14 protein-coding genes are annotated in these 20,534 nt (G+C 73.4%); 11 read left to right on the top strand and 3 right to left on the bottom strand.

Going from position 1 to position 20,534, the window contains the following annotated elements:
• Positions 1–366 precede the first annotated feature (366 nt).
• From recN to ACFV57_RS38780, 3 genes are all read left to right on the top strand, one after another.
• Positions 367–2,094, top strand: coding sequence for a DNA repair protein RecN (recN, locus tag ACFV57_RS38790; RefSeq protein ID WP_385242736.1), 1,728 nt, complete (start codon positions 367–369; stop codon positions 2,092–2,094).
• A 175-nt stretch (positions 2,095–2,269) separates the two neighbouring features.
• Positions 2,270–3,052 carry a hypothetical protein gene (locus ACFV57_RS38785; protein ID WP_385242680.1) on the top strand — a complete coding sequence of 261 codons (783 nt, stop codon included), beginning with the start codon at positions 2,270–2,272 and terminating at the stop codon, positions 3,050–3,052.
• Positions 3,053–3,317: 265 nt separating this feature from the next.
• Positions 3,318–4,460, top strand: a complete 1,143-nt coding sequence (locus tag ACFV57_RS38780; protein ID WP_385242677.1) for a glycosyltransferase family 4 protein — start codon at positions 3,318–3,320, stop codon at positions 4,458–4,460.
• A gap of 333 nt (positions 4,461–4,793) precedes the next feature.
• Here the strand turns inward: ACFV57_RS38780 and ACFV57_RS38775 are convergent, their stop codons facing one another.
• Entirely contained in the window at positions 4,794–6,419 is a 1,626-nt protein-coding gene (locus ACFV57_RS38775) for a PucR family transcriptional regulator (RefSeq protein ID WP_385242674.1), read from the bottom strand.
• A 55-nt stretch (positions 6,420–6,474) separates the two neighbouring features.
• Complete coding sequence (locus ACFV57_RS38770) at positions 6,475–7,512, bottom strand: LacI family DNA-binding transcriptional regulator (RefSeq protein ID WP_385242671.1); 1,038 nt, start codon at positions 7,510–7,512, stop codon at positions 6,475–6,477.
• A 175-nt stretch (positions 7,513–7,687) separates the two neighbouring features.
• Here ACFV57_RS38770 and ACFV57_RS38765 point away from each other — a divergent pair, with 175 nt between their 5' ends.
• Together ACFV57_RS38765 and ACFV57_RS38760 are read left to right on the top strand one after the other, a co-directional pair.
• The gene (locus ACFV57_RS38765; RefSeq protein WP_385242668.1) at positions 7,688–8,653 is read left to right on the top strand and encodes a glycoside hydrolase family 16 protein; all 966 of its coding nucleotides are present in this window, start codon (positions 7,688–7,690) and stop codon (positions 8,651–8,653) included.
• Complete coding sequence (locus tag ACFV57_RS38760) at positions 8,650–9,819, top strand: beta-1,3-glucanase family protein (RefSeq protein WP_385242665.1); 1,170 nt, start codon at positions 8,650–8,652, stop codon at positions 9,817–9,819. Before ACFV57_RS38765 ends, ACFV57_RS38760 begins: the two co-directional genes overlap by 4 nt.
• A gap of 78 nt (positions 9,820–9,897) precedes the next feature.
• Here ACFV57_RS38760 and ACFV57_RS38755 read toward each other — a convergent pair whose 3' ends face one another.
• The gene (locus ACFV57_RS38755) at positions 9,898–11,709 is read right to left on the bottom strand and encodes a glycoside hydrolase family 15 protein (protein WP_385242662.1); all 1,812 of its coding nucleotides are present in this window, start codon (positions 11,707–11,709) and stop codon (positions 9,898–9,900) included.
• Between the two features lie 435 nt (positions 11,710–12,144).
• On the opposite strand from ACFV57_RS38755, the gene ACFV57_RS38750 reads away from it, so the two are divergent.
• The 6 genes from ACFV57_RS38750 (at position 12,145) to ACFV57_RS38725 (ending at position 20,373) form a co-directional block, all read left to right on the top strand.
• Positions 12,145–13,824 (top strand): CTP synthase, encoded by a 1,680-nt coding sequence (locus tag ACFV57_RS38750; protein WP_385242659.1) that lies wholly within the window; start codon positions 12,145–12,147, stop codon positions 13,822–13,824.
• A gap of 125 nt (positions 13,825–13,949) precedes the next feature.
• Entirely contained in the window at positions 13,950–14,576 is a 627-nt protein-coding gene (locus ACFV57_RS38745; protein WP_385242656.1) for an NUDIX domain-containing protein, read from the top strand.
• A gap of 384 nt (positions 14,577–14,960) precedes the next feature.
• On the top strand, positions 14,961–16,976 hold the full coding sequence (locus ACFV57_RS38740) for a tetratricopeptide repeat protein (protein WP_385242733.1): 2,016 nt from the start codon (positions 14,961–14,963) through the stop codon (positions 16,974–16,976).
• Positions 16,977–17,142: 166 nt separating this feature from the next.
• Positions 17,143–18,258, top strand: coding sequence for an alanine dehydrogenase (gene ald, locus ACFV57_RS38735; RefSeq protein WP_385242731.1), 1,116 nt, complete (start codon positions 17,143–17,145; stop codon positions 18,256–18,258).
• A gap of 490 nt (positions 18,259–18,748) precedes the next feature.
• Positions 18,749–19,765, top strand: a complete 1,017-nt coding sequence (locus ACFV57_RS38730) for a ParA family protein (RefSeq protein WP_030019435.1) — start codon at positions 18,749–18,751, stop codon at positions 19,763–19,765.
• Positions 19,762–20,373, top strand: coding sequence for a hypothetical protein (locus tag ACFV57_RS38725; RefSeq protein WP_385242652.1), 612 nt, complete (start codon positions 19,762–19,764; stop codon positions 20,371–20,373). The genes ACFV57_RS38730 and ACFV57_RS38725 overlap by 4 nt, the downstream gene beginning before the upstream one ends.
• Positions 20,374–20,534 lie beyond the last annotated feature (161 nt).

Genomic DNA, 20,534 nt, shown 5'->3' with positions numbered 1-20,534 from the left:
GGCCCCCGGACGCGGGGCCTCCGGACGCGGGGCCCCCGGATACGGACCCCCCGGCCCCGGGACCGGCGTGGACAGGACCACCCGACACGGGACCCCCGTGCCCGTGCCCGTGACCGCCGTCCCCGGCCCCGCCGTACGCAGGCACCCCCGCCCCCGTACCGCCGCCCGCCCTCGCTCCGCCGGACATGTGGCACACCCTTCCGATCGTGTTCTCTTTTCAGCGTGACGGGCGGGACGGGGGCACCGCCATGAGGAAACCACCCGTTCCCGGGGTGGGGTTTTCCGCAGGGCGGAGCGGTAAGACGAGGGGGAGCCCGTCGCGGGGTGGGCCCGCGACCTCGTAAGGTCGTATCCGTGTTGGAGGAGATGCGGATCAGGTCCCTGGGCGTCATTGACGATGCCGTCGTCGAGCTGTCGCCGGGTTTCACGGCGGTGACCGGCGAGACGGGCGCGGGCAAGACCATGGTCGTCACCAGCCTCGGGCTGCTGCTCGGCGGGCGCGCCGACCCCGCCCTGGTGCGGATCGGCGCCAAGTCGGCGGTCGTGGAGGGCCGCATAGCGGTGGGCTCCGCGGCCCCGGCCGCGGTGCGCGCCGAGGAGGCGGGCGCCGAGCTGGACGACGGAACGCTGCTGATCAGCCGCACCGTCTCGGCCGAAGGCCGCTCGCGCGCCCATGTCGGCGGGCGGTCCGTCCCGGTCGGGCTGCTGGGGGAGTTGGCGGACGACCTGGTCGCCGTACACGGCCAGACCGACCAGCAGGGCCTGCTGCGCCCGGCCCGGCAGCGCCAGGCGCTGGACCGTTACGCCGGCGACGCGGTGTCCGTACCGCTCGCCAAGTACACCGCCGCGTACCGGAGGGTGCGCGCCGTCGCCGCCGAGCTGGACGAGCTGACCACCCGGGCCCGCGAGCGGGCGCAGGAGGCGGACCTGCTGCGCTACGGCCTGGAGGAGATCGCCGCCGTCGAACCGCAGTCGGACGAGGACACCGAGCTGGCCGCCGAGGCCGAACGGCTCGGCCACGCCGAGGCGCTGGCCTCGGCCGCCGCGTCCGCCCACGCCGCGCTCGCCGGCAACCCCGAGGACCTGGAGGCCGTGGACGCCACCACCCTGGTCGCCGGCGCGCACCGGGCGCTGGACGCCGTACGCAGCCATGACCAGGCCCTCTCCGCGCTCACCGAGCGGCTGGGCGAGATCGGCATCCTGATGGCGGACGTCGCGGGCGAACTGGCCAGTTATGCGGACGGACTGGACGCCGACCCCCTGCGGCTGGCCGCCGTGGAAGAGCGCCGGGCCGCGCTCACCCACCTGACGCGCAAGTACGGCGAGGACATCGCGGCCGTGCTGGCCTGGGCCGAGGACGGCGCGACCCGGCTCGCCGAACTGGACGGCGACGACGACCGGATCGGCGAACTGACGGCGGAGCGCGACGCGCTGCGCGCGGAACTGGGCGAGCTGGCGCAGGCGTTGACCGACGCGCGCGAGGCGTCGGCGAAGCGATTCGCCGACGCGGTGACGGCCGAACTGGCCGAGCTGGCCATGCCGCACGCCAGGGTGAGTGTCCAGATCAGCCAGTCCGAAGCCGCCGACGAGAGCGACGGCATCGAGGTCGGCGGCCGTACGGTCGCCTTCGGCCCGACCGGCGCCGACGAGGTGGAACTCCTCCTCGCCCCGCACCCCGGCACGCCGCCCCGCCCCATCGCCAAGGGCGCCTCGGGCGGTGAACTCTCCCGCGTGATGCTCGCGGTCGAGGTGGTCTTCGCCGGTTCCGACCCCGTACCGACCTATTTGTTCGACGAGGTGGACGCCGGTGTCGGCGGCAAGGCGGCCGTGGAGGTCGGCCGCCGCCTGGCCCGTCTGGCCCGGTCGGCGCAGGTCGTCGTCGTCACCCACCTTCCGCAGGTCGCGGCCTTCGCCGACCGCCAGCTGCTGGTGGAGAAGACCCACGACGGTTCGGTGACCCGCAGCGGGGTCACGGTCCTGGAGGGCGAGGACCGGGTACGCGAACTCTCCCGGATGCTCGCGGGCCAGGAGGACTCCGAGACGGCGCGGGCCCACGCGGAGGAACTCCTGGAAACCGCCCGCGCGGGACGCTGAGCTGGGAGCTGGGAGCTGGGAGCTGGGAGCTGGGAGCCGGGAGCCGGGGGGCCGGGGGGCCGGGGGCTTGAGGCTTGGGGCAGGGGGCTTGGGTCGGGGGACCAGCGGGCCAGGGGCAGGGGCATGGGGTCGCGGGGCGGGGAGGTGCGCGCGTCGTGGTTCTAGTGTTCTGCCCATGATCGAAATGCTGCGCAAGGCCCTGCCGTTCGGCATCGCGGCAGGCGCCACCCGTGCCGCGTACGCACAGCTGCGGCGCCGACCGCCCGGCGGGCACGCACGCTGGGCACGGACGAACTACGCGGGCCGCGCCGTCGACCTGTACGGCGGCCCCGCCACCGCGGCGGGCACCGCGTTCGCGGCCGTGACCGCGCCGGGCCTGCCCGTCCGTACGCGCGCTGCGGCGGCACTGGCCGTCCTGACGGCCGGCGGCTGTGGTGCTTACGACGACCTCGCCGGGGCGGGCGACCCCCGGCGCGGCTTCCGCGCCCACCTGTCCGCCCTCGGGGAGGGCGAGTTGACCAGCGGCGCGGTCAAACTGTTCGGAATCGGGGCGGCGGGACTGGCCGCCGGTGCGCTGCTCAAGGACCGGCCGCTGGACAAGGCGCTCGCCGGAGTGGTGATCGCGGGCGCCGCGCACTTCGTGAACCTGGTGGACGTACGGCCGGGCCGGGCGTCGGCGGCCGTGCTCGCCGCGGCGGCGCCGGGGCTGGTGCGCAGCGGTCCGGCCGGGCCCCTGTCCGCCGCCGTGGCGGGGGCAGCGGCGGCGGTCCTCGCCGACGACGTGGGGGAGCGCACCATGATCGGTGATGCGGGGGCCCATGCCCTGGGGGCGGCGCTCGGCCTCGCCGTCGCCGACGGATACGGCCGTGTCGGGCTGGCCGCGCACGCCGCCGCCCTGGTCGCGGCCGCCGCGTTCGGCGACCGGGTCAGCCGGGCGGCGGGCGCCGTCGGCGCGTAACGGCCGGACTCCGCACCAGGTCACTGCCACTGGGCCACAGGAGTGGGCGGTTTGTCGCCCATATGGGTGGTCACGTGGGTGTATGGGCGATGTGTGCCTTTGGGAGGGCTCGTCGGCGGTGCCGAATTCACAGCCGGGGCTGGCATCCTGGGGCGCAGCGCGTACGGCCGCGCGACCGCGGCACCGTGCCGGCGCCCGCCCCGGCGGCGCCGGAACCGCGGCGCGCCGCCCGGCCCGCCCACCGACCCCCAGGAGTACCGCCCACGTGACCAGCACACCGGCCCCGCCACACGGACAGTCGCCGCTGCGCACGGTCCAGGTGCTGGGCCGGGGCAGCGCGGGCAGCGCCGCCCATGTGCGTTCGCTGGCCGCCGGGCTGGTGGCCCGCGGGGTCCGGGTGACGGTGTGCGCCTCCCCGGCCGCCGAGGACACGTACGCCTACACGGACGCGGGGGCGCGGTTCGTACCGGTCCCGCCGCGTGCCGATCCGGCGAGCGTCGCCTCGCTGCGGGCCGTGTGCGGGGACGCCGACCTCGTGCACGCGCACGGTCTGCGGGCGGGCCTGCGCGCCTCGTTGGCCCTCCAGGGCCCGCGGGGCCGCCAGGTCCCCCTGGTGGTCACCTGGCACACCAAGGCGCATACGGACGGGGCGCGGGCCCGCCTCGTCCACCTGCTGGAACGGCGGGTGGCGCGGGCCGCCGCGGTCGTCCTGGGCGCCTGCTCGGACCTGGTGGACCGGGCGCGCGAACGCGGCGCCCGCGACGCGCGCCTGGCCCCCGTCGCGATCCCGGGGCCCCGGCCGGGCGGCCGCCCGCTCATGGCGGAGGACCGCCCGGCCCACAAGCAGCGCGCCGAACTGGGCGCGGTGGACCGCCCCTTGATCCTCGTCGTCGGCCGCCTGGAGACGCATCAGGGGCACGACCTCCTGCTGGACGCGGCACACGCCTGGTGCGCGCTGGACCCGCAGCCGATGGTCGTGGTGGCGGGGGAGGGCGGGCAGCGCGAGGCGCTCCAGCGGCGCATCGACGCCGAAGGGCTGCCGGTGCGCCTGCTCGGTCGCCGCGACGACGTACCCGAACTCCTCGCCGCCGCCGACCTCCTGGTGCTGCCCAGCCGCTGGGAGGCCCGCTCGCTGATCGCCCAGGAGGCGCTGCGGGCCGGCGTGCCGCTGGTGGCCACGGACGTCGGCGGCACCCGCGAACTGGTCGGCCGCGCCGCCGAACTGGTCCCGTACGGCGACGCCGCCGCCCTCGCCCGCGCGGTCCTGGCCCTGCTCGCCGACCCCGCCCGCCGGGACGCCCTCGCCGCGGCCGGCCGCGCCCAGGCCGCGGGCTGGCCGACCGAGGACGCCACGGTCGCACAGGTACTGAGCGTGTACGACGAGCTGATGCAGCGGCGGGAGCGCTGAGGCTCCCACGGGACAGGCCCCCGGGCCGCGGAGGGGCTCCGGGCCGCCGGAAGGCCCCCCGGAACGCGGAGGGTGCCCCGGTCGCTGGTCTGGGCCGTCGCTGCCGCAGCCGGGCCGGCGGCGGCTTTGCAGCGCTGGTACGCCGCGTTCATGACCGTATGACTGGTGGGCGAGGCCTACCTGGTGGTGCTGGGCATCGGCGCAGCGGCCGAGACGCTGCGGGCCTGACCGGCCCCGCACGAGACCGGGCGCTCACGCTGCGCCCGTACCGGTCCCGCGCCAGCCCCGTACCGGTCCCACCGGCCCGCACCGCTCCCGTACGAGCACAGCCGCTCACCCCCGGTCCGTATGCCGCCTGGCCCGCAACGCGAGTCGCAGGCCGAGGACCGTCTGCGGGTCGTCCAGGTCCGTGCCCAGCAGCTGGGCGATGCGGGCCAGCCGGTCGTACAGGGTCTGCCGGTTGACGTTCAGGTCGCGGGCCGTCTCCGCCTTGCGTCCGGCGCTGGCCAGGTACGCCTCCAGCGTCGGCAGCAGCGGCTGGCGGGCGGAGCGGTCGTGGACGAGCAGTGGACCGATGGCGCGGTCCACGAAGTCCGTCAGGACACCCTGTTCGCCGTGTTCGCGCATCCGCCACAGCAGCAGTTCGATGTCCAGCCGGCGCGCGTCGTGCCAGGGCTGTTCCGGCAGGCCCTGCGCGGCGGCCGCCGCCTCGGTGGCGTGCCGCAACCCGGGACCCGCCGCCGGCCAGTCGCCCGCGGCGCCGACCACGACCACCGGGCGCCGCGCCGCCGGCCGGTCCGCCCCGGCCCGTACGACGCCCGCGCGCAGCGCCTCGGCGACCCGGTCGGCGACGGCCGTACGGTCCTGGCTCGCGCGCAGCGCCACCAGCAGCGGCACCCGGCCTTCGACGGGCCGTACGCCGAGGAGGACGGGCACGCCCAGGGCGGCCAGTTCCTCGCGCAGGGCGCGGGCCAGCACCGCCCAGCTGCCGGGCGCCGGGAGCTGGGAGGGCAGGTGCATGACCACCGGCACGATCGGTTCGCCGCCCGGCCGGAAGCCCAGCATGCGCGCCTGCGCCGGTGCTTCGCCGGGGGTGATCCGTCCCTCCGCCAGGTCGGCCAGGAAGTCGCCGCGCCCGCGCGCCGCCAGTACCTCTTCCTGACGGGACTGGAGCATCACGACGGCCAGCAGGTCGGCGGCGCGTCCGGCGGCGATCCGGTGCACCGGCGCGACGGGCGCGTTGACGGGGAGCAGGACCAGGCGGGCGCGTACGGCGTCGGCGCCGGGCCCGCCGCCGGGCACGTCCACCCGCAGGCCGGTCTCGCGCAGCCCCTCCCACGCCTGGAGGGGGTCGGCGTCCGCGGCGCCGCCGTCGTCGGGGCCCGCTGCGTACAGGGGGCTGCCGTCGGGCGCCTCCAGGCAGAGCGGGTTGCCGGTGAAGGCGGCCAGCCGCCGCAGTACCTCGGGGGCGCCGCCGCCGCGCAGCAGGACGTCCGTACAGCTGCGCAGCAGCTCGTCGGCCTGCCGCAGCAGCAGGTAGTGGCTGTTGACCAGCTCGGTGTGGATCTCTTCTGTGACGGCGACGTAGGGGACCTCGCGGTGCAGCTGCACCAGCGGCAGTCCGCAGGCCCGCGCGCTGTCGACGACGGCGGACGGCAGCGCCTCGAAGCGGGAGCCCAGCTCCACGACGAGGGCGGCGATCTCGCGGTCGGCCAGCTCGCGCACGAAGGCGCGCTGTTCGGAGGGGCGGGTGCCCAGGCCGAGGCCGGTGGTCAGCAGCAGCTCGCCGCCCTTGAGCAGCGAGGCGATGTGCGGCACCTCGCCCGCGTGCACCCAGCGTACGGCGCGGTCGAGACGGTCCTCGCCGGCCAGCACCTCGGGCAGCCCGCGCCGCAGCGCGGGCAGCTCCAGTGCCCTGCGTACCGTGATCACCGCTTCGATCTTCGCTTCCGGCCCCATGGCGTCGAACGGTACCCGCAGTCCGCTATCCGGACGTACCGGGCCGCGGGCGCGCTCACGCCGACTCCCTGACCACCAGCGTCGCCGCCGTGACCACCGGGGACAGTCCGTCTCGGGCGGCGTCCGGGCCCGCCTCCATTCGCCGCAGCAGCAGCCGCGCCATCAGGCCGCCCATCTCCTCCACGTCCTGGCGGACCGTGGTCAGCGGCGGGTCCGTCCACGCGGCAGGGTCCAGATCGTCGTACCCGACCACACCGACGTCCTCCGGCACCCGGCGGCCGTGCGCCCGCAGGGTCCGCAGCGCCCCGGAGGCCATCAGGTCCGAGCAGACGAAGACGCCGTCCAGGTCCGGTGCGGCGGCCAGCAGCCCGGCCATCGCGCGCTCGCCGCCCGGGGCGGTGAAGCCGCCGTCCGCGATCAGCCGCGGGTCGGCCGCGGCGGGGGCCAGCGCGTCGCGGTAGCCGTCCAGGCGGTCCTGGGCGGAGGTCTGGTCGAGCGGGCCGGTGATCACGGCGATCCGGCGGCGGCCGCGGGCGCGGAGATGGCGTACGGCCTGCCGGGCGCCGTCGCGGTTGTCGGTGTCGACGTACAGCGCGTGCTCGGCGCCCGCCCAGCCGGGACGGCCGCCGTAGACCGTGGGCAGGCCGGACGCCTCGGCCATGGCGGGCAGCGGGTCGTCGCGGTGCAGCGAGAACATCAGCACGCCGTCGACGTGCCCGGCGGACAGGTAGCGGCCGATACGGTCGAAGTCGGCGCGGGTCTCCTGCAGGAGCAGTAGCAGTTGGACGTCGGCGGCCGACAAGGCGCGGCTGACGCCGCGCAGTTGGCGGCCGAAGAACGGGTCGGCGAAGACCCGGGATTCCGGCTCGGCGATCACCACGGCGACCGCGCCGGTACGGCGGGTCACCAGCGAGCGGGCCGCGCTGTTCGGTACGTACCCCAGGTCGGTGACGGCGCGCCGGACCCGTTCGCGCACCTCGTCGCGCACTCCGGCACCGCCGTTGACCACGCGGGAGACCGTGGCGCGCGAGACGCCGGCCCGCGCGGCGACCGCCTCCAGTGTCGGACGCCCGCCATTCGATGTATGCACCATTGAACCCCCGAAGTCGAAAACGGGCCAACTCCTGCGGTCATGCCAAGCCTTGACGGCTCGGCGGGAAGTCGGCACTGTGTGCCCCTACACGGCGTGAGAGCGCTCTCAACCCTCCCAGGCCGCGTGCGCACACGGAACTCCTCAGCCACCCCCACCTTGACGAGGAGCACATGTCATGAACGCGAAACCACCCCGACGAAGGCGGCCCCGGGCGAGAACCGCGGCCCTGCTCGGCTCGCTCGGCGCCGCCTTCGCCCTGGTCCTCGCCTGGCCGCCCGCCCTGCCCGCCGCGTCGGCCGGCGTACCGGCGGCCAAGTTCGCGGAGGTCTGGCGCACCGACTTCAACGGCCCCGCCGGCTCCCGCCCGTCCTCCGCCGACTGGATCACCGACACCGGCACGGGCTACCCGGGCGGCCCCGCCAACTGGGGCACCGGCGAACGCCAGACCTACACCGACCGCCCCGAAAACCTGCAACTCGACGGCGCCGGCCACCTGAAGATCACCGCCCTGAAGAACGGTGCCACCTGGACCTCGGGCCGCATCGAGACCCGCCGCACCGACTTCGCCGCCCCGGCCCGCGGCAAACTGCGCATCGAGGCGCGCGTCAAGATGCCGGACGTCTCCGGCGACGCCGCGCTCGGCTACTGGCCGGCGTTCTGGACGCTCGGCGCCGAATTCCGCGGCAAGTACTGGAACTGGCCGGGCATCGGCGAGTACGACATCATGGAGAACGTCAACGGGGCCAACCGCGTCTGGGGCGTACTGCACTGCGGCGTCAACCCCGGCGGCCCCTGCAACGAGTCCCAGGGCAAGGGCAATTCCCGGGTCTGCCCCGGCGCCTCCTGCCAGGCCGGCTTCCACACGTACGCCCTGGAACTGGACCGCACCGGCTCCACCGAATACCTCCACTGGTCCGTCGACGGGCAGCGCTTCCACACCGTCAGCTCCGCCGACATGGACGCCGGCACCTGGGCGAAGACCACCCACCACGGCCACTTCATCCTGCTCAACCTCGCGATGGGCGGCGCCTTCCCGGACGGCGTCGCGGGCCGCGCCACCCCCACGAACGCGACACGCCCCGGCGGCTCCCTGCTCGTCGACCACGTGTCCGTATCCGTACAGCAAGGAGCCACCGCATGATCTCCCGTCGAACCATCCTCGGCGGCCTCGCCGCGAGCGCCGCCGCCGGAGCCGGTGCCGGGCTGCTCGCCCGCACCGCCGGAGCCGCCCCGCTCGCCGGCGCGGCGGCGGCCGGACTGCCGCTGCACGTCGTCAACCGGACCGGTCGCTACGCCAACAACGCCATCTGGATCTACATCGTCGGCAACACCGGTGGCCAGCAGGTACGGGTCACCGCGAACGGTGAGATCAAGCCCATCGCCCTCTCCGACAACCGCCCGGACGGCTTCACCGACTACGGCATACCGCTCGCCGCGAACGGCAACACCACCCTGCACATCCCGCGGATGTCCGGGCGCGTCTACGCCTCGCTCGGCAGCAAGCTCAAGTTCAAGGCCGTGAAGGACGGCAACGGCAAGCCCGCGCTGGCCTACCCCGCCGGCTGGGTGTCCGGCGACCCCAACTACCAGATCGTGCACGACTGCGCGGAGTTCACGTACGACCAGGCCGGCATGCACTGCAACACCACGGCCGTCGACATGTTCAGCGTCCCGATGTCCATCCGCCTCGTCGGCGCCCGGGACCAGACGGCCGGGGCGCTCAAGGCCGGTGCCCGCTCCCGTATCTTCTCCGAGATCGGCCGTACGCCGGGCTTCGGCAAGCTCGTCGTCGGCGACAAGCGCGTCATCGCCCCCAGTCACGGCCTGGACGCCGGGCTGTTCGACGGCAACTACCTGGCGCCGTACATCGACCGCTCCTGGAACGCGTACACCTCCAAGGACCTGAAGGTCACCACCAACCGGGGCACCTTCACCGGCCGGGTCAGCGGCGGCCAGTTCAATTTCCGCGGCCCCGCCCAGTTCTCCATCGCCAAGCCCTCCACCCGCGACGTGCTCTTCTGTCACGGCACCCTGCAAGCCCCCAACGACGGACTGCGCGGCCCGGTCGCCGCGGTGCTCGGCGCCGCCCTCAACCGCGCCACGCTCGCCGACCACGCGGCCCAGCCCACCACCAACCCGGGCACCTTCTACAAGGGCCAACTCGCCAACCACTACGCGCGGCTGCTGCACGAACAGTCCGCCGACGGCAAGGCCTACGGCTTCGCCTTCGACGACGTCGGCAACTTCGCCTCGTACATCGAGGACGGCGCGCCGCGCGAGATGACGCTCACGCTGACGGCCTTCTGACGGCCTTCTGACGAAAGGCGCGGAACGAGCGAGGGGTCACGGCACCGGCCGTGACCCCTCGCTCCGCTCGCGTGCCGGCTACCCGCCGTACGCGCCGCTGGCCGTCAGCCGCAGCGCCGTGTCGATCAGCGGGACGTGGCTGAACGCCTGCGGGAAGTTGCCCACCTGCCGCTGGAGGCGGGAGTCCCACTCCTCGGCCAGCAGCCCCAGGTCGTTGCGGAGCGAGAGCAGCTTCTCGAACAGGATGCGGGCCTCCTCGACCCGCCCGATCATCGCCAGGTCGTCGGCCAGCCAGAACGAGCACGCCAGGAACGCGCCCTCGTCGCCCTCCAGGCCGTCCACGCCCGCGTCCTCGCCCGAGGTCGGGTAGCGCAGCACGAAGCCGTCCTCGGTGCCCAGCTCCCGCTGGATGGCCTCGATGGTGCCGATGACCCGCTTGTCGTCCGGCGGCAGGAAGCCCATCTGCGGGATCAGCAGCAGCGAGGCGTCCAGCTCCTTGGAGCCGTAGGACTGCGTGAAGGTGTTGCGCTCCGGGTCGTAGCCCTTGGCGCACACCTCCCGGTGGATCGTCTCGCGCAGCTGCCGCCAGCGGTCCAGCGGGCCGTCCACGTCACCCGACTCGATCAGCTTGATCGTGCGGTCCACCGCGACCCAGGTCATCACCTTGGAGTGCACGAAGTGGCGGCGCGGGCCGCGCACCTCCCAGATGCCCTCGTCCGGCTCGTCCCAGTGCTTCTCCACCCACTGGATCAGCTTGAGCTGGAGCAGCGAGGCGTAGTCGTTGCGGGCCAGGCCCGTGTTGTGCGCCAGGTGCAGCGCCTCGGTGACCTCGCCGTACACATCGAGCTGGAGCTGCCCGGCGGCGCCGTTGCCGACCCGGACCGGCTGGGAGTTCTCGTACCCGGTCAGCCAGGTCAGCTCGTTCTCGCCGAGTTCCCGCTCGCCCGCGATCCCGTACATGATCTGCAGGTTCTCCGGGTCGCCCGCGACCGCGCGCAGCAGCCACTCGCGCCAGGCGCGGGCCTCTTCCCGGTAGCCGGTGCGCAGCAGCGAGGACAGGGTGATCGCCGCGTCCCGCAGCCAGGTGAAGCGGTAGTCCCAGTTGCGGGAGCCGCCGATGTCCTCGGGCAGCGAAGTGGTGGGCGCCGCGACGATGCCGCCGGTCGGCGCGTAGGTGAGGGCCTTGAGCGTGATCAGCGAGCGCACCACCGCGTCCCGGTACGGGCCGTGGTACGTGCAGTGGTCGACCCACTCGCGCCAGAAGCCCTCGGTCGCCTCCAGCGCCGCCTCCGGCTCCGGCAGGCCCGGCGGGCGGCTGTGCGAGGGCTGCCAGCTGATCGTGAAGGCGATCCGCTCGCCCGGGCCGACCGTGAAGTCCGCGTACGTCGTCAGGTCCCGGCCGTAGGTCTCGGCCTCCGTGTCCAGCCACACCGCGTCGGGGCCCGCGACCGCGACGGTGCGCTCGTCGACCTTGTGGACCCACGGCACCACCCAGCCGTAGGAGAACCTCATGCGCAGCGCCGAACGCATCGGCACCCGCCCGCTGACGCCTTCCACGATGCGGATCAGCTGCGGCGTCGCGTCCTCGCGCGGCGGCATGAAGTCGATGACGCGCACGGTGCCGCGCGGGGTGTCCCACTCGGACTCCAGGACGAGCGAGTCGCCCCGGTAGCGGCGGCGGTCGGCGGGCAGCGGCCCGCCCTCGGGGCTGTGCGCGGGCCCCAGCCGCCAGAAACCGTTCTCTTCCGTGCCCAGCAGTCCTGCGAAGACCGCGGGTGAGTCGAAGCGGGGCAGACACAGCCAATCCACCGTGCCGTCCCGGCACACAAGAGCGGCGGTCTGCATATCGCCGATGAGTGCGTAGTCCTCGATGCGCCCGGCCACGTGCATCTCCCGTCGAACTGGAGTGACGCCCCCCATGGGACGTGTGATCTTGTCCGTCCTGCCCATGAAACTCCGACGAGCAGCAAGTCCGGAAATCGGGCGGGGGTGGTGCCTTGCCGGACGGCCCGTGGCGAGTGTCCGAGCAGGATACGACGCACGGCAGTGATCCGCTTGCCGCTGCGGGAAGACAGCACTGCGCCGAACGGGTGGCCTGGGTCACGCGAGGGCCCGCGCGCCCCGTGCGGGACGGCCGTACGTGTGCGGCGCGAGCGTCGCCGGGCACGACCATGCCCGGTCGCTGATAGCCTGGTACCCCGTGGACCGGTGGGCCCGGCGCAAGTCACAGGCACCCCCGACCGCAGCGACGGCACCCCTGAAAACCGCAGTGGGTGGCTGATTCGCACCTCTTCACCACGCGACCACGGGAGCCCCCTCTTGGCCATGCCGCCCAAATCCACGACGACCAAGCATCTCTTCGTCACCGGGGGCGTCGCCTCCTCGCTCGGCAAGGGCCTCACCGCCTCCAGCCTGGGCGCGCTGCTCAAGGCGCGGGGCCTGCGGGTCACGATGCAAAAGCTCGACCCGTACCTGAACGTCGACCCCGGCACGATGAACCCGTTCCAGCACGGCGAGGTCTTCGTCACCAACGACGGCGCCGAGACCGACCTGGACATCGGCCACTACGAGCGCTTCCTGGACGTCGACCTCGACGGCTCCGCGAACGTCACCACCGGCCAGGTCTACAACACCGTGATCGCCAAGGAGCGGCGCGGCGAGTACCTCGGTGACACCGTGCAGGTCATCCCGCACATCACCAACGAGATCAAGCACCGCATCCGCCGGCTGGCCCACGAGGACGTCGACGTCGTCATCACCGAGGTCGGCGGCACCGTCGGCGACATCGAGTCGCTGCCGTTCCTGGAGACCGTCCGCCAGGTCCGCCACGAGGTCGGCCGGGACAACGTCTTCGTCGTGCACATCTCGCTGCTGCCCTACATCGGCCCCTCCGGCGAGCTGAAGACCAAGCCGACCCAGCACTCGGTCGCGGCGCTGCGCAACATCGGCATCCAGCCCGACGCCATCGTGCTGCGCGCCGACCGCGAGGTGCCCACCGCCATCAAGCGCAAGATCTCGCTGATGTGCGACGTGGACGAGGCCGCCGTCATCGCCTGCCCGGACGCCCCCTCCATCTACGACATCCCCAAGGTCGTACACGCCGAGGGCCTGGACGCCTACGTCGTGCGCAAGCTGGACCTGCCGTTCCGCGACGTGGACTGGACCGTCTGGGCCGACCTGCTGGACCGGGTGCACAACCCCGACCACGAGGTGAAGGTCGCGCTGGTCGGCAAGTACATCGACCTGCCCGACGCCTACCTGTCGGTCACCGAGGCGCTGCGCGCCGGCGGCTTCGCCAACAAGGCCCGCGTGAAGATCAAGTGGGTCACCTCCGACGACTGCAAGACCCCGGCGGGCGCCAAGCAGCAGCTCGCCGACTGCGACGCGGTCTGCATCCCCGGCGGCTTCGGCGACCGCGGCGTGGACGGCAAGGTCGGCGCCATCACCTACGCCCGCGAGAACAAGCTGCCGCTGCTGGGCCTGTGCCTGGGCCTGCAGTGCGTGGTCATCGAGGCGGCCCGCAACCTGGCCGGCATCGAGGGCGCGAACTCCACCGAGTTCGACCCGGCCGCCGCCGACCCGGTCATCTCCACCATGGCCGAGCAGATGGACATCGTCGCGGGCGAGGGCGACATGGGCGGCACCATGCGGCTGGGCATGTACCCGGCCAAGCTGGCCGAAGGATCGATCGTGCGCGAGGTCTACGACGACCAGCCGTACGTCGAGGAGCGCCACCGCCACCGCTACGAGGTCAACAACGCCTACCGCGGCGAGCTGGAGAAGAAGGCCGGCCTGCTGTTCTCCGGCACCTCCCCGGACAACAAGCTGGTCGAGTACGTCGAGTACCCGCGCGAGGCGCACCCCTACCTGGTCGCCACCCAGGCGCACCCGGAGCTGCGCTCCCGCCCGACCCGCCCGCACCCGCTCTTCGCCGGCCTGGTGAAGGCGGCCGTCGAGCGCAAGACCGGTGCGGCGGCCGGTGACAAGAAGGGCGCCAAGGCCTGACCCGCGGCGGCCGGTCCCGTCCCGCCGAGCGCGCGGGAAGGGACCGGCCGCCCGGTACGGTTGACCGGGGCACCTGGCCTTTCACGGCCGGGCGCCCCGGTCGACTGCTTTGCGGAAGGACGTACATGGCCATCCAGGACACCCCGGAAGCGTGGCGGGTCACCTCGACCGCGACACCGTTCACCGGCAACAAGACCAGCATGCGTACGGACGAGGTCGTCATGCCGGACGGCTCCACGGCCACCCGCGACTACCAGGTCCACCCCGGCTCGGTGGCCGTCGTCGCGCTCGACGAGGAGGACCGGGTGCTGGTCCTGCGCCAGTACCGCCACCCCGTGCGGCACAAGCTCTGGGAGATCCCGGCCGGACTCCTGGACGTCCCCGGCGAGAACCCGCTGCACGCCGTCCAGCGCGAGCTGTACGAGGAAGCACACGTCAAGGCGGAGAACTGGCGGGTACTGACCGACGTCTACACCACCCCCGGCGGCTGCGACGAGGCCGTACGGATCTTCCTCGCCCGCGAGCTGTCCGAGGCGGAGGGCGAGCGCTTCGAGGTCTCCGAGGAGGAGGCCGACATGGAGCTGGCGCGGGTGCCGTTCGACGAGCTGGTGCGTGGCGCGCTCGCCGGTGAACTGCACAACAACTGCCTGGTGGTGGGCGTCCTCGCACTCGCCGCCGCCCGCGCGGGCAGCGGCCTGGACGCGCTGCGCCCGGCCGACGCGCCGTGGCCCGCCCGCCCGTTCGAGGCCTGAGCCCGCTCCGCGTACCGTCCGCGCCCCCTGCGCGGCCCTGCGGTCCGATGATGCGCTGATCCGGACGGGTGACTCAACCGTCGTGCTCCACAGGGTGCGTGACGGGTCGTGAACTACGCTCGACAGCGTCCCCGTTCGCGACCGCGGCGGGCTCGTAAGCGCAGGTGGACGGGAGCGTGACCCGTGGCGGATCAGGCGGTGGGCAAGGAGCATGTCCCGCCGGGGAAGGCGGGCGCGCCCGCGACGGCGGCGCGGCGGACGGAACCGGAACCGGACGGCACGGCCGCGGAATCCGCCACCGACCGCACCGCCGCCGGCCGGGACCCGGGCGGGCACACCGCCCCGGACCGCCCCGGCAGCCGCCGGCCCCCCGCCCGCCGGACCGTGCCGCCCGCCGCCACCGCGGCCGGCGGCTTCATCGGCCGCCGCCGCGAACTGAAAGCCCTCCGCGCGGACATCGCCCGCACCGGCCTGGACACCCTCTCCGGCCGCCGCGGCGCCCGCAGCCGCGTCCTGCTGATCGCCGGGCGCCCCGGCTCCGGCCGCAGCGCCCTCGCCGCCGAACTGGCACGGCAACTCGCCGACGACTACCCCGACGGAGTGCTGCGCGCCACCCTGAGCACCCCGGGCGGCGGCCCCGTACCCCTCGACCTCGTCGCCCGCGAACTGCTCACCGAACTCGGCGCCCCCGTCCAGCCCGGCGCCGCCGAGGACGAGCTGACCGAGGCGCTGCGCACCGCCCTCGCCGAGCGCCGCGCGCTGCTCCTGCTGGACGACGCGGCCGGGGCCGAGCAGGTCGAACCGCTGCTGCCGGACGCCGCGGACTGCCTGGTGGTCGCGGTCTCCGAGGGCCCGCTCACCGGCATCACGGACGTCCGGCCCTGCACCCTGGGCGGCCTGGACAACGCGTCCGCCGTCGAACTGCTCAGCCGGTACGCGGGCCCCACCCGCATCACCGTCGACCCCCGCTCCGCCGACGCCGTCGCCGAGGAGTGCGGCGGCCGGCCCGCCGCGCTCGTGCTGGTCGGCGGCTGGCTCGCCGGACACCCCAAGAACTCCGTGGCCGACCTCCTCCAGGCGCTGCGCGACGTACCGGAGCAGGCCGACGAACCGGCCGGCGGCCGCCCCCTGGCCCGCGCCTTCCGCCTCGTGTACGACACCCTGCCGCCCGTCGCCGCCCGCACCCTGCGGCTGCTCGCCCTCGCCCCGGCCGGCCTCGCGGACGCGCACATCGCCTCCGCCCTCGCCGGCTGCTCGGTCGCCGCCGCAGAGTCGGCCCTCCAGGACTTCGCCACCCGGGGACTGCTGCGTCCGGTGGAGAGCACGGAACCGCACCCGCCGGGGGCACCGGCCGGGAGCGCCGGTCTCCAGGCGCAGTACCGGATGCCCGGCTGCCTGACCCTGCTCGTACGCGCCGTGCTGCACGAGAAGGAGCGCCCCGCCGAGATCCAGCTCGCCCGCGCACGGATGCTGGAGCGCACCGTACGGCTGCTCCAGTCGTGCCGGGCACTCGGCGAACCCGCCGGATCGCCGGCCCGGCAGAAGGTGGCCGGCCTGCCGCGCTCACTGCGCTTCTCCTCCACCGCCTCGGCGGCGGCCTGGCTGCGCAGCCGCCGGCCCGCGCTCCTGGAGGCGGCCCGGATCGCCGTCGAGGAAGGCGGGCTGGACACCCTGGACCGGCGGCTGATGGCCGCCATCGTCCGTACCCTGATCGCCCACCAGGGCGCCGAGGCGGCGGCCCCCGACCTCTACGGGCTGCACGGTCTCGTCCTGGAGGTCGCCGAGCGGCGCGGCCTGGCGCGGGAGCGGGCCGCGGCGCTGCTCAACCTCGGCGACCTGGACGCGCAGGCCGGGCGGACCGCGGACGCGATGGCCCGCTACCGGGGCGCGCTGACCGCGGCGCGCGAGGTCCGGGACCCCATCGCGACCGTACGGGCGCTGGAGTCGCTGGGCGGCACGTACACGGAGCTGGGGGACTGGCAGCGGGCCGCCGACTGGTACGGGCGGGCCCTGGAGCTGCGCCTGACCCGCGGCGAGAACGCGGACGGGGCGCGGCTGCACGGCCGGATCGGCGCGGTGCACACCTACGCGGCGCGCTGGGGCGAGGCGCTCAAGGAGTGGCGGGCCGCCTACGGCGCGTACCGGAGGCTGGGCGATGTGGCGGGGCAGGCCCGCGCGCTCGGCGAGGCGGCGCGGGTGCAGGAGTACGCGGGCCGGCCCGAGGAGTCGCTGCGGACCTGCACCGCGGCCCTCGCGCTGGCCGCCGAGGCCCGCGACGGACGGCTGGAGGCGGCGCTGCAGCTGCGGATCGCGGACACCCTCGACCGGCTCGGTGACCCGGCAGGCGCAAGGCTGCACCGGGGGATAGGGGAACGTCTCCTCTCAGATCACCCACAGTGACCTACGAAATCGGTGGTGCTTCTCTCAGTAATTGATGCTTTGCAAGGCTAGACAACTCGGAATCCTTAAATAGACTGGCCAGGCCGCGGACGCCGCGGTCAGTCCCGGCATGTTTGTCATGCATGGATTTCTCCCTGCTAGCTCTCTTACAAGGACCGTGATCGACGTGAAGGTCGGCATCCCCCGCGAGGTCAAGAACAACGAGTTCCGGGTGGCGATCACGCCTGCCGGTGTGCACGAGCTGGTCCGCCACGGCCACCAGGTCTTCATCGAGAAGGACGCCGGTCTCGGATCGGCCATCCCGAACGAGGAGTACGTCTCGGCCGGCGCCGACATCCTCGACACCGCCGACGAGGTCTGGGCCACCGCGGACCTGCTGCTGAAGGTCAAGGAGCCGATCGCGGAGGAGTACCACCGCCTCCGCAAGGACCAGACCCTCTTCACCTACCTGCACCTCGCCGCCTCCCGCGAGTGCACGGACGCCCTCCTGGAGTCCGGCACCACCGCCATTGCCTACGAGACCGTCGAGACCCCCGGCCGCCAGCTGCCGCTGCTCGCCCCGATGTCCGAGGTCGCGGGCCGCATCGCCCCGCAGGTCGGCGCCTACCACCTGATGCGCCAGGCCGGCGGCCGCGGCGTGCTGCCGGGCGGCGTGCCGGGCGTGGCCGCGGGCAAGGCCGTCGTCATCGGCGGCGGCGTCTCCGGCTGGAACGCCGTGCAGATCGCCGTGGGCCTCGGCTTCCACGTCACCCTGCTCGACAAGGACATCAACAAGCTGCGCGAGGCGGACCGGATCTTCGGCACCAAGGTGCAGACGATCGTCTCCAACGCCTACGAGCTGGAGAAGGCCGTCGTCGAGGCCGACCTCGTCGTCGGCGCGGTCCTCATCCCGGGCGCCAAGGCCCCGAAGCTGGTCACCAACGAGCTGGTCGCCAAGATGAAGCCCGGAAGTGTCCTTGTCGACATCGCCATCGACCAGGGCGGCTGCTTCGAGGACTCCCGTCCGACCACCCACGCCGAGCCGACCTTCCAGGTCCACAACTCGGTCTTCTACTGCGTGGCCAACATGCCGGGCGCCGTGCCCAGCACCTCCACGTACGCGCTGACCAACGCCACGCTGCCGTACATCGTGTCGCTGGCGAACAACGGCTGGGCCGAGGCGCTGCGCCGCGACGCCGCCCTGGCCAAGGGTCTGAACACCCACGACGGCAAGGTCGTCTACGGTCCCGTCGCCGAGGCGCACGGCCTGGAGGCCACCGAGCTGAGCACGCTTCTCGGCTGAGGCGTCAATAGCGCGCGTCAATGACGCACTGCCGGCCGGGCCTTGTCCACAAGGCCCGGCCGCGGCCGTTCGCCGACACGCCGCACGCCCGAAACCGCACGGGCGGTCCTCAACTCGCCGAGAACGTAACCCTTTAACCGATTCGCACACCCTCGAAACCTCGGGGTTGTGCTGCTTGCACCCTTGACATCGGCATGTTCGATTGCCGACACATCGGGCCGGGTCCGGCGGATTGTGTTGCTGCGAACGCCCGACACGCCATAGAGTCGCCAACCGTCGGCATAGTGCCACGCTGACCTATCGATAAAGTTTCCTGGTCACATCCAAGGAGGTAAGACGACTTGTGAATGAGTCGACATTTACTCCCGGAGGTGGACGACCAGGAGCGGTTGCACGGGGCCAGGGTCCCTCGGGGCTCCAGGCTGTCGGCTCCGTCGCTGTCCACACCTTCGCGACCCAGCAGAGCCCCACGACGACAGCCCACCAGAGCATGGACGGCCATCACGTGAACGCCATGGCCGGCGACCGGGGCGGCTCAGATCCCACCCGGCTCGCCGACTACGACGACCTGCCCGAGGGGCACTTCTACGACCCGGACGCGGAGTACGAGCCGGACCCCGAATACGCGGCCACGCTCGCGCCGGACGCCGCCCGCCAGCGCCGCGAACGTGTCGGCCCGACCGGGCGCCCCCTTCCCTACTTCCCGATTCCAGGACCGTTGACGGACCACGGCCCCGCCAAGATCATCGCGATGTGCAACCAGAAGGGCGGGGTGGGAAAGACCACCTCGACCATCAACCTGGGTGCCGCGCTCGCCGAATACGGCCGACGGGTGCTGCTCGTCGACTTCGACCCGCAGGGCGCCCTGTCCGTCGGGCTCGGCGTCAACCCGATGGAACTGGACCTGACGGTCTACAACCTGCTCATGGAGCGGGGCATGTCGGCCGACGAGGTGCTGCTGAAGACAGCGGTCCCGAACATGGACCTGCTGCCCAGCAATATCGATTTGTCAGCCGCCGAGGTGCAGCTGGTCAGCGAGGTCGCGCGCGAGTCGACGCTCCAGCGCGCGCTGAAGCCGCTGATGGCCGACTACGACTACATCGTCATCGACTGCCAGCCCTCCCTCGGCCTGCTCACCGTCAACGCGCTGACGGCGGCTCACAAGGTCATCGTCCCGCTGGAATGCGAGTTCTTCGCGCTGCGCGGTGTGGCCCTGCTCACCGAGACGATCGAGAAGGTCCAGGAGCGGCTCAACCCCGACCTGGAACTCGACGGCATCCTGGCGACGATGTACGACTCGCGGACCGTGCACAGCCGAGAGGTCCTGGCGCGCGTCGTCGAAGCGTTTGACGACCACGTCTACCACACCGTCATCGGCCGCACCGTGCGCTTCCCCGAGACGACCGTCGCGGGTGAACCGATCACCACGTACGCGTCCAACTCCGTCGGCGCCGCCGCCTACCGTCAGCTGGCCAGGGAGGTGCTCGCCCGGTGTCACGCCGAGTGAGTCTGCCCGGAGCCGACGAATTGTTCCGCACGACCGGGGGGTCGGGGCTGCAGTCCCCGGCGCCCCGCAAGTCCAACGGCCCGGCCGGCGGCGCATCCCCTGTCAACGGGGATACGCCGCGTGTTCCGGCGCCCGGTGGTGAGCCGGGGGCGGGGGCCGAGTCAGGGGCGCCGGCGACGGCGCCCGGCGAGGAAACGACCCCGCGGCAGCGGCGGGCCGGATCGGAGACCGACACGGACGGGTCGGCGCCGACCGAGCACGGTGGGCGCGGGGCGGTGGCCGACGCGGAGGCGCCCAAGGGGCGCCGTCGCCAGGATGCGGAGGCCGCCTCGGCGGCCGGTGGAACGCAGGGCGGCAGCTCTCGGCGGCGCGGTCGCGGTGCGAATCGGCGGCCGAGTGGTCGGGAACGGCACGACGAGAAGATCACGGTCTACGTGTCCGCCGAGGAGCTGATGGATCTCGAACACGCTCGGCTCGTCCTGCGCGGTGAGCATGGGCTGGCGGTCGACCGTGGGCGCATCGTTCGCGAGGCGGTGGCGGTGGTTCTGGCGGATCTGGAGTCTCGCGGCGAGGCGAGTATTTTGGTGCGGCGGTTGCGGGGTCGCTGACGCGACGGGGGGCCGATACCTCAGGGGGCTGGGCCCGTTTTTGGGTTCACCTCGGTGGGGGTGGGCGTTTGCGCTTCGCGCGGGGGTTGCGCTGTCGCGCGGGTCGCGTTGGATTCGTTCTGGGGGCGGGGGTGCGCAGGGGGCCAACTCCTCGACACCGT

This window comes from Streptomyces sp. NPDC059788 (assembly GCF_042732265.1).
Classification (GTDB): domain Bacteria; phylum Actinomycetota; class Actinomycetes; order Streptomycetales; family Streptomycetaceae; genus Streptomyces.
The sequence above is the reverse complement of the archived record's forward strand: the minus strand, read 5'-3'. Positions and strand labels throughout refer to the sequence as shown.

Excerpts from the sequence above, each read along its gene's own strand:
- recN (WP_385242736.1), top strand. The coding sequence starts at position 367 with ATGCGGATCAGGTCCCTGGGCGTCATTGACGATGCCGTCGTCGAGCTG.
- ACFV57_RS38785 (WP_385242680.1), top strand. The coding sequence starts at position 2,270 with ATGATCGAAATGCTGCGCAAGGCCCTGCCGTTCGGCATCGCGGCAGGC.
- ACFV57_RS38775 (WP_385242674.1), bottom strand. The coding sequence starts at position 6,419 with ATGGGGCCGGAAGCGAAGATCGAAGCGGTGATCACGGTACGCAGGGCA.
- ACFV57_RS38770 (WP_385242671.1), bottom strand. The coding sequence starts at position 7,512 with ATGGTGCATACATCGAATGGCGGGCGTCCGACACTGGAGGCGGTCGCC.
- ACFV57_RS38765 (WP_385242668.1), top strand. The coding sequence starts at position 7,688 with ATGAACGCGAAACCACCCCGACGAAGGCGGCCCCGGGCGAGAACCGCG.
- ACFV57_RS38760 (WP_385242665.1), top strand. The coding sequence starts at position 8,650 with ATGATCTCCCGTCGAACCATCCTCGGCGGCCTCGCCGCGAGCGCCGCC.
- ACFV57_RS38755 (WP_385242662.1), bottom strand. The coding sequence starts at position 11,709 with ATGCACGTGGCCGGGCGCATCGAGGACTACGCACTCATCGGCGATATG.
- ACFV57_RS38750 (WP_385242659.1), top strand. The coding sequence starts at position 12,145 with ATGCCGCCCAAATCCACGACGACCAAGCATCTCTTCGTCACCGGGGGC.
- ACFV57_RS38745 (WP_385242656.1), top strand. The coding sequence starts at position 13,950 with ATGGCCATCCAGGACACCCCGGAAGCGTGGCGGGTCACCTCGACCGCG.
- ACFV57_RS38730 (WP_030019435.1), top strand. The coding sequence starts at position 18,749 with ATGGACGGCCATCACGTGAACGCCATGGCCGGCGACCGGGGCGGCTCA.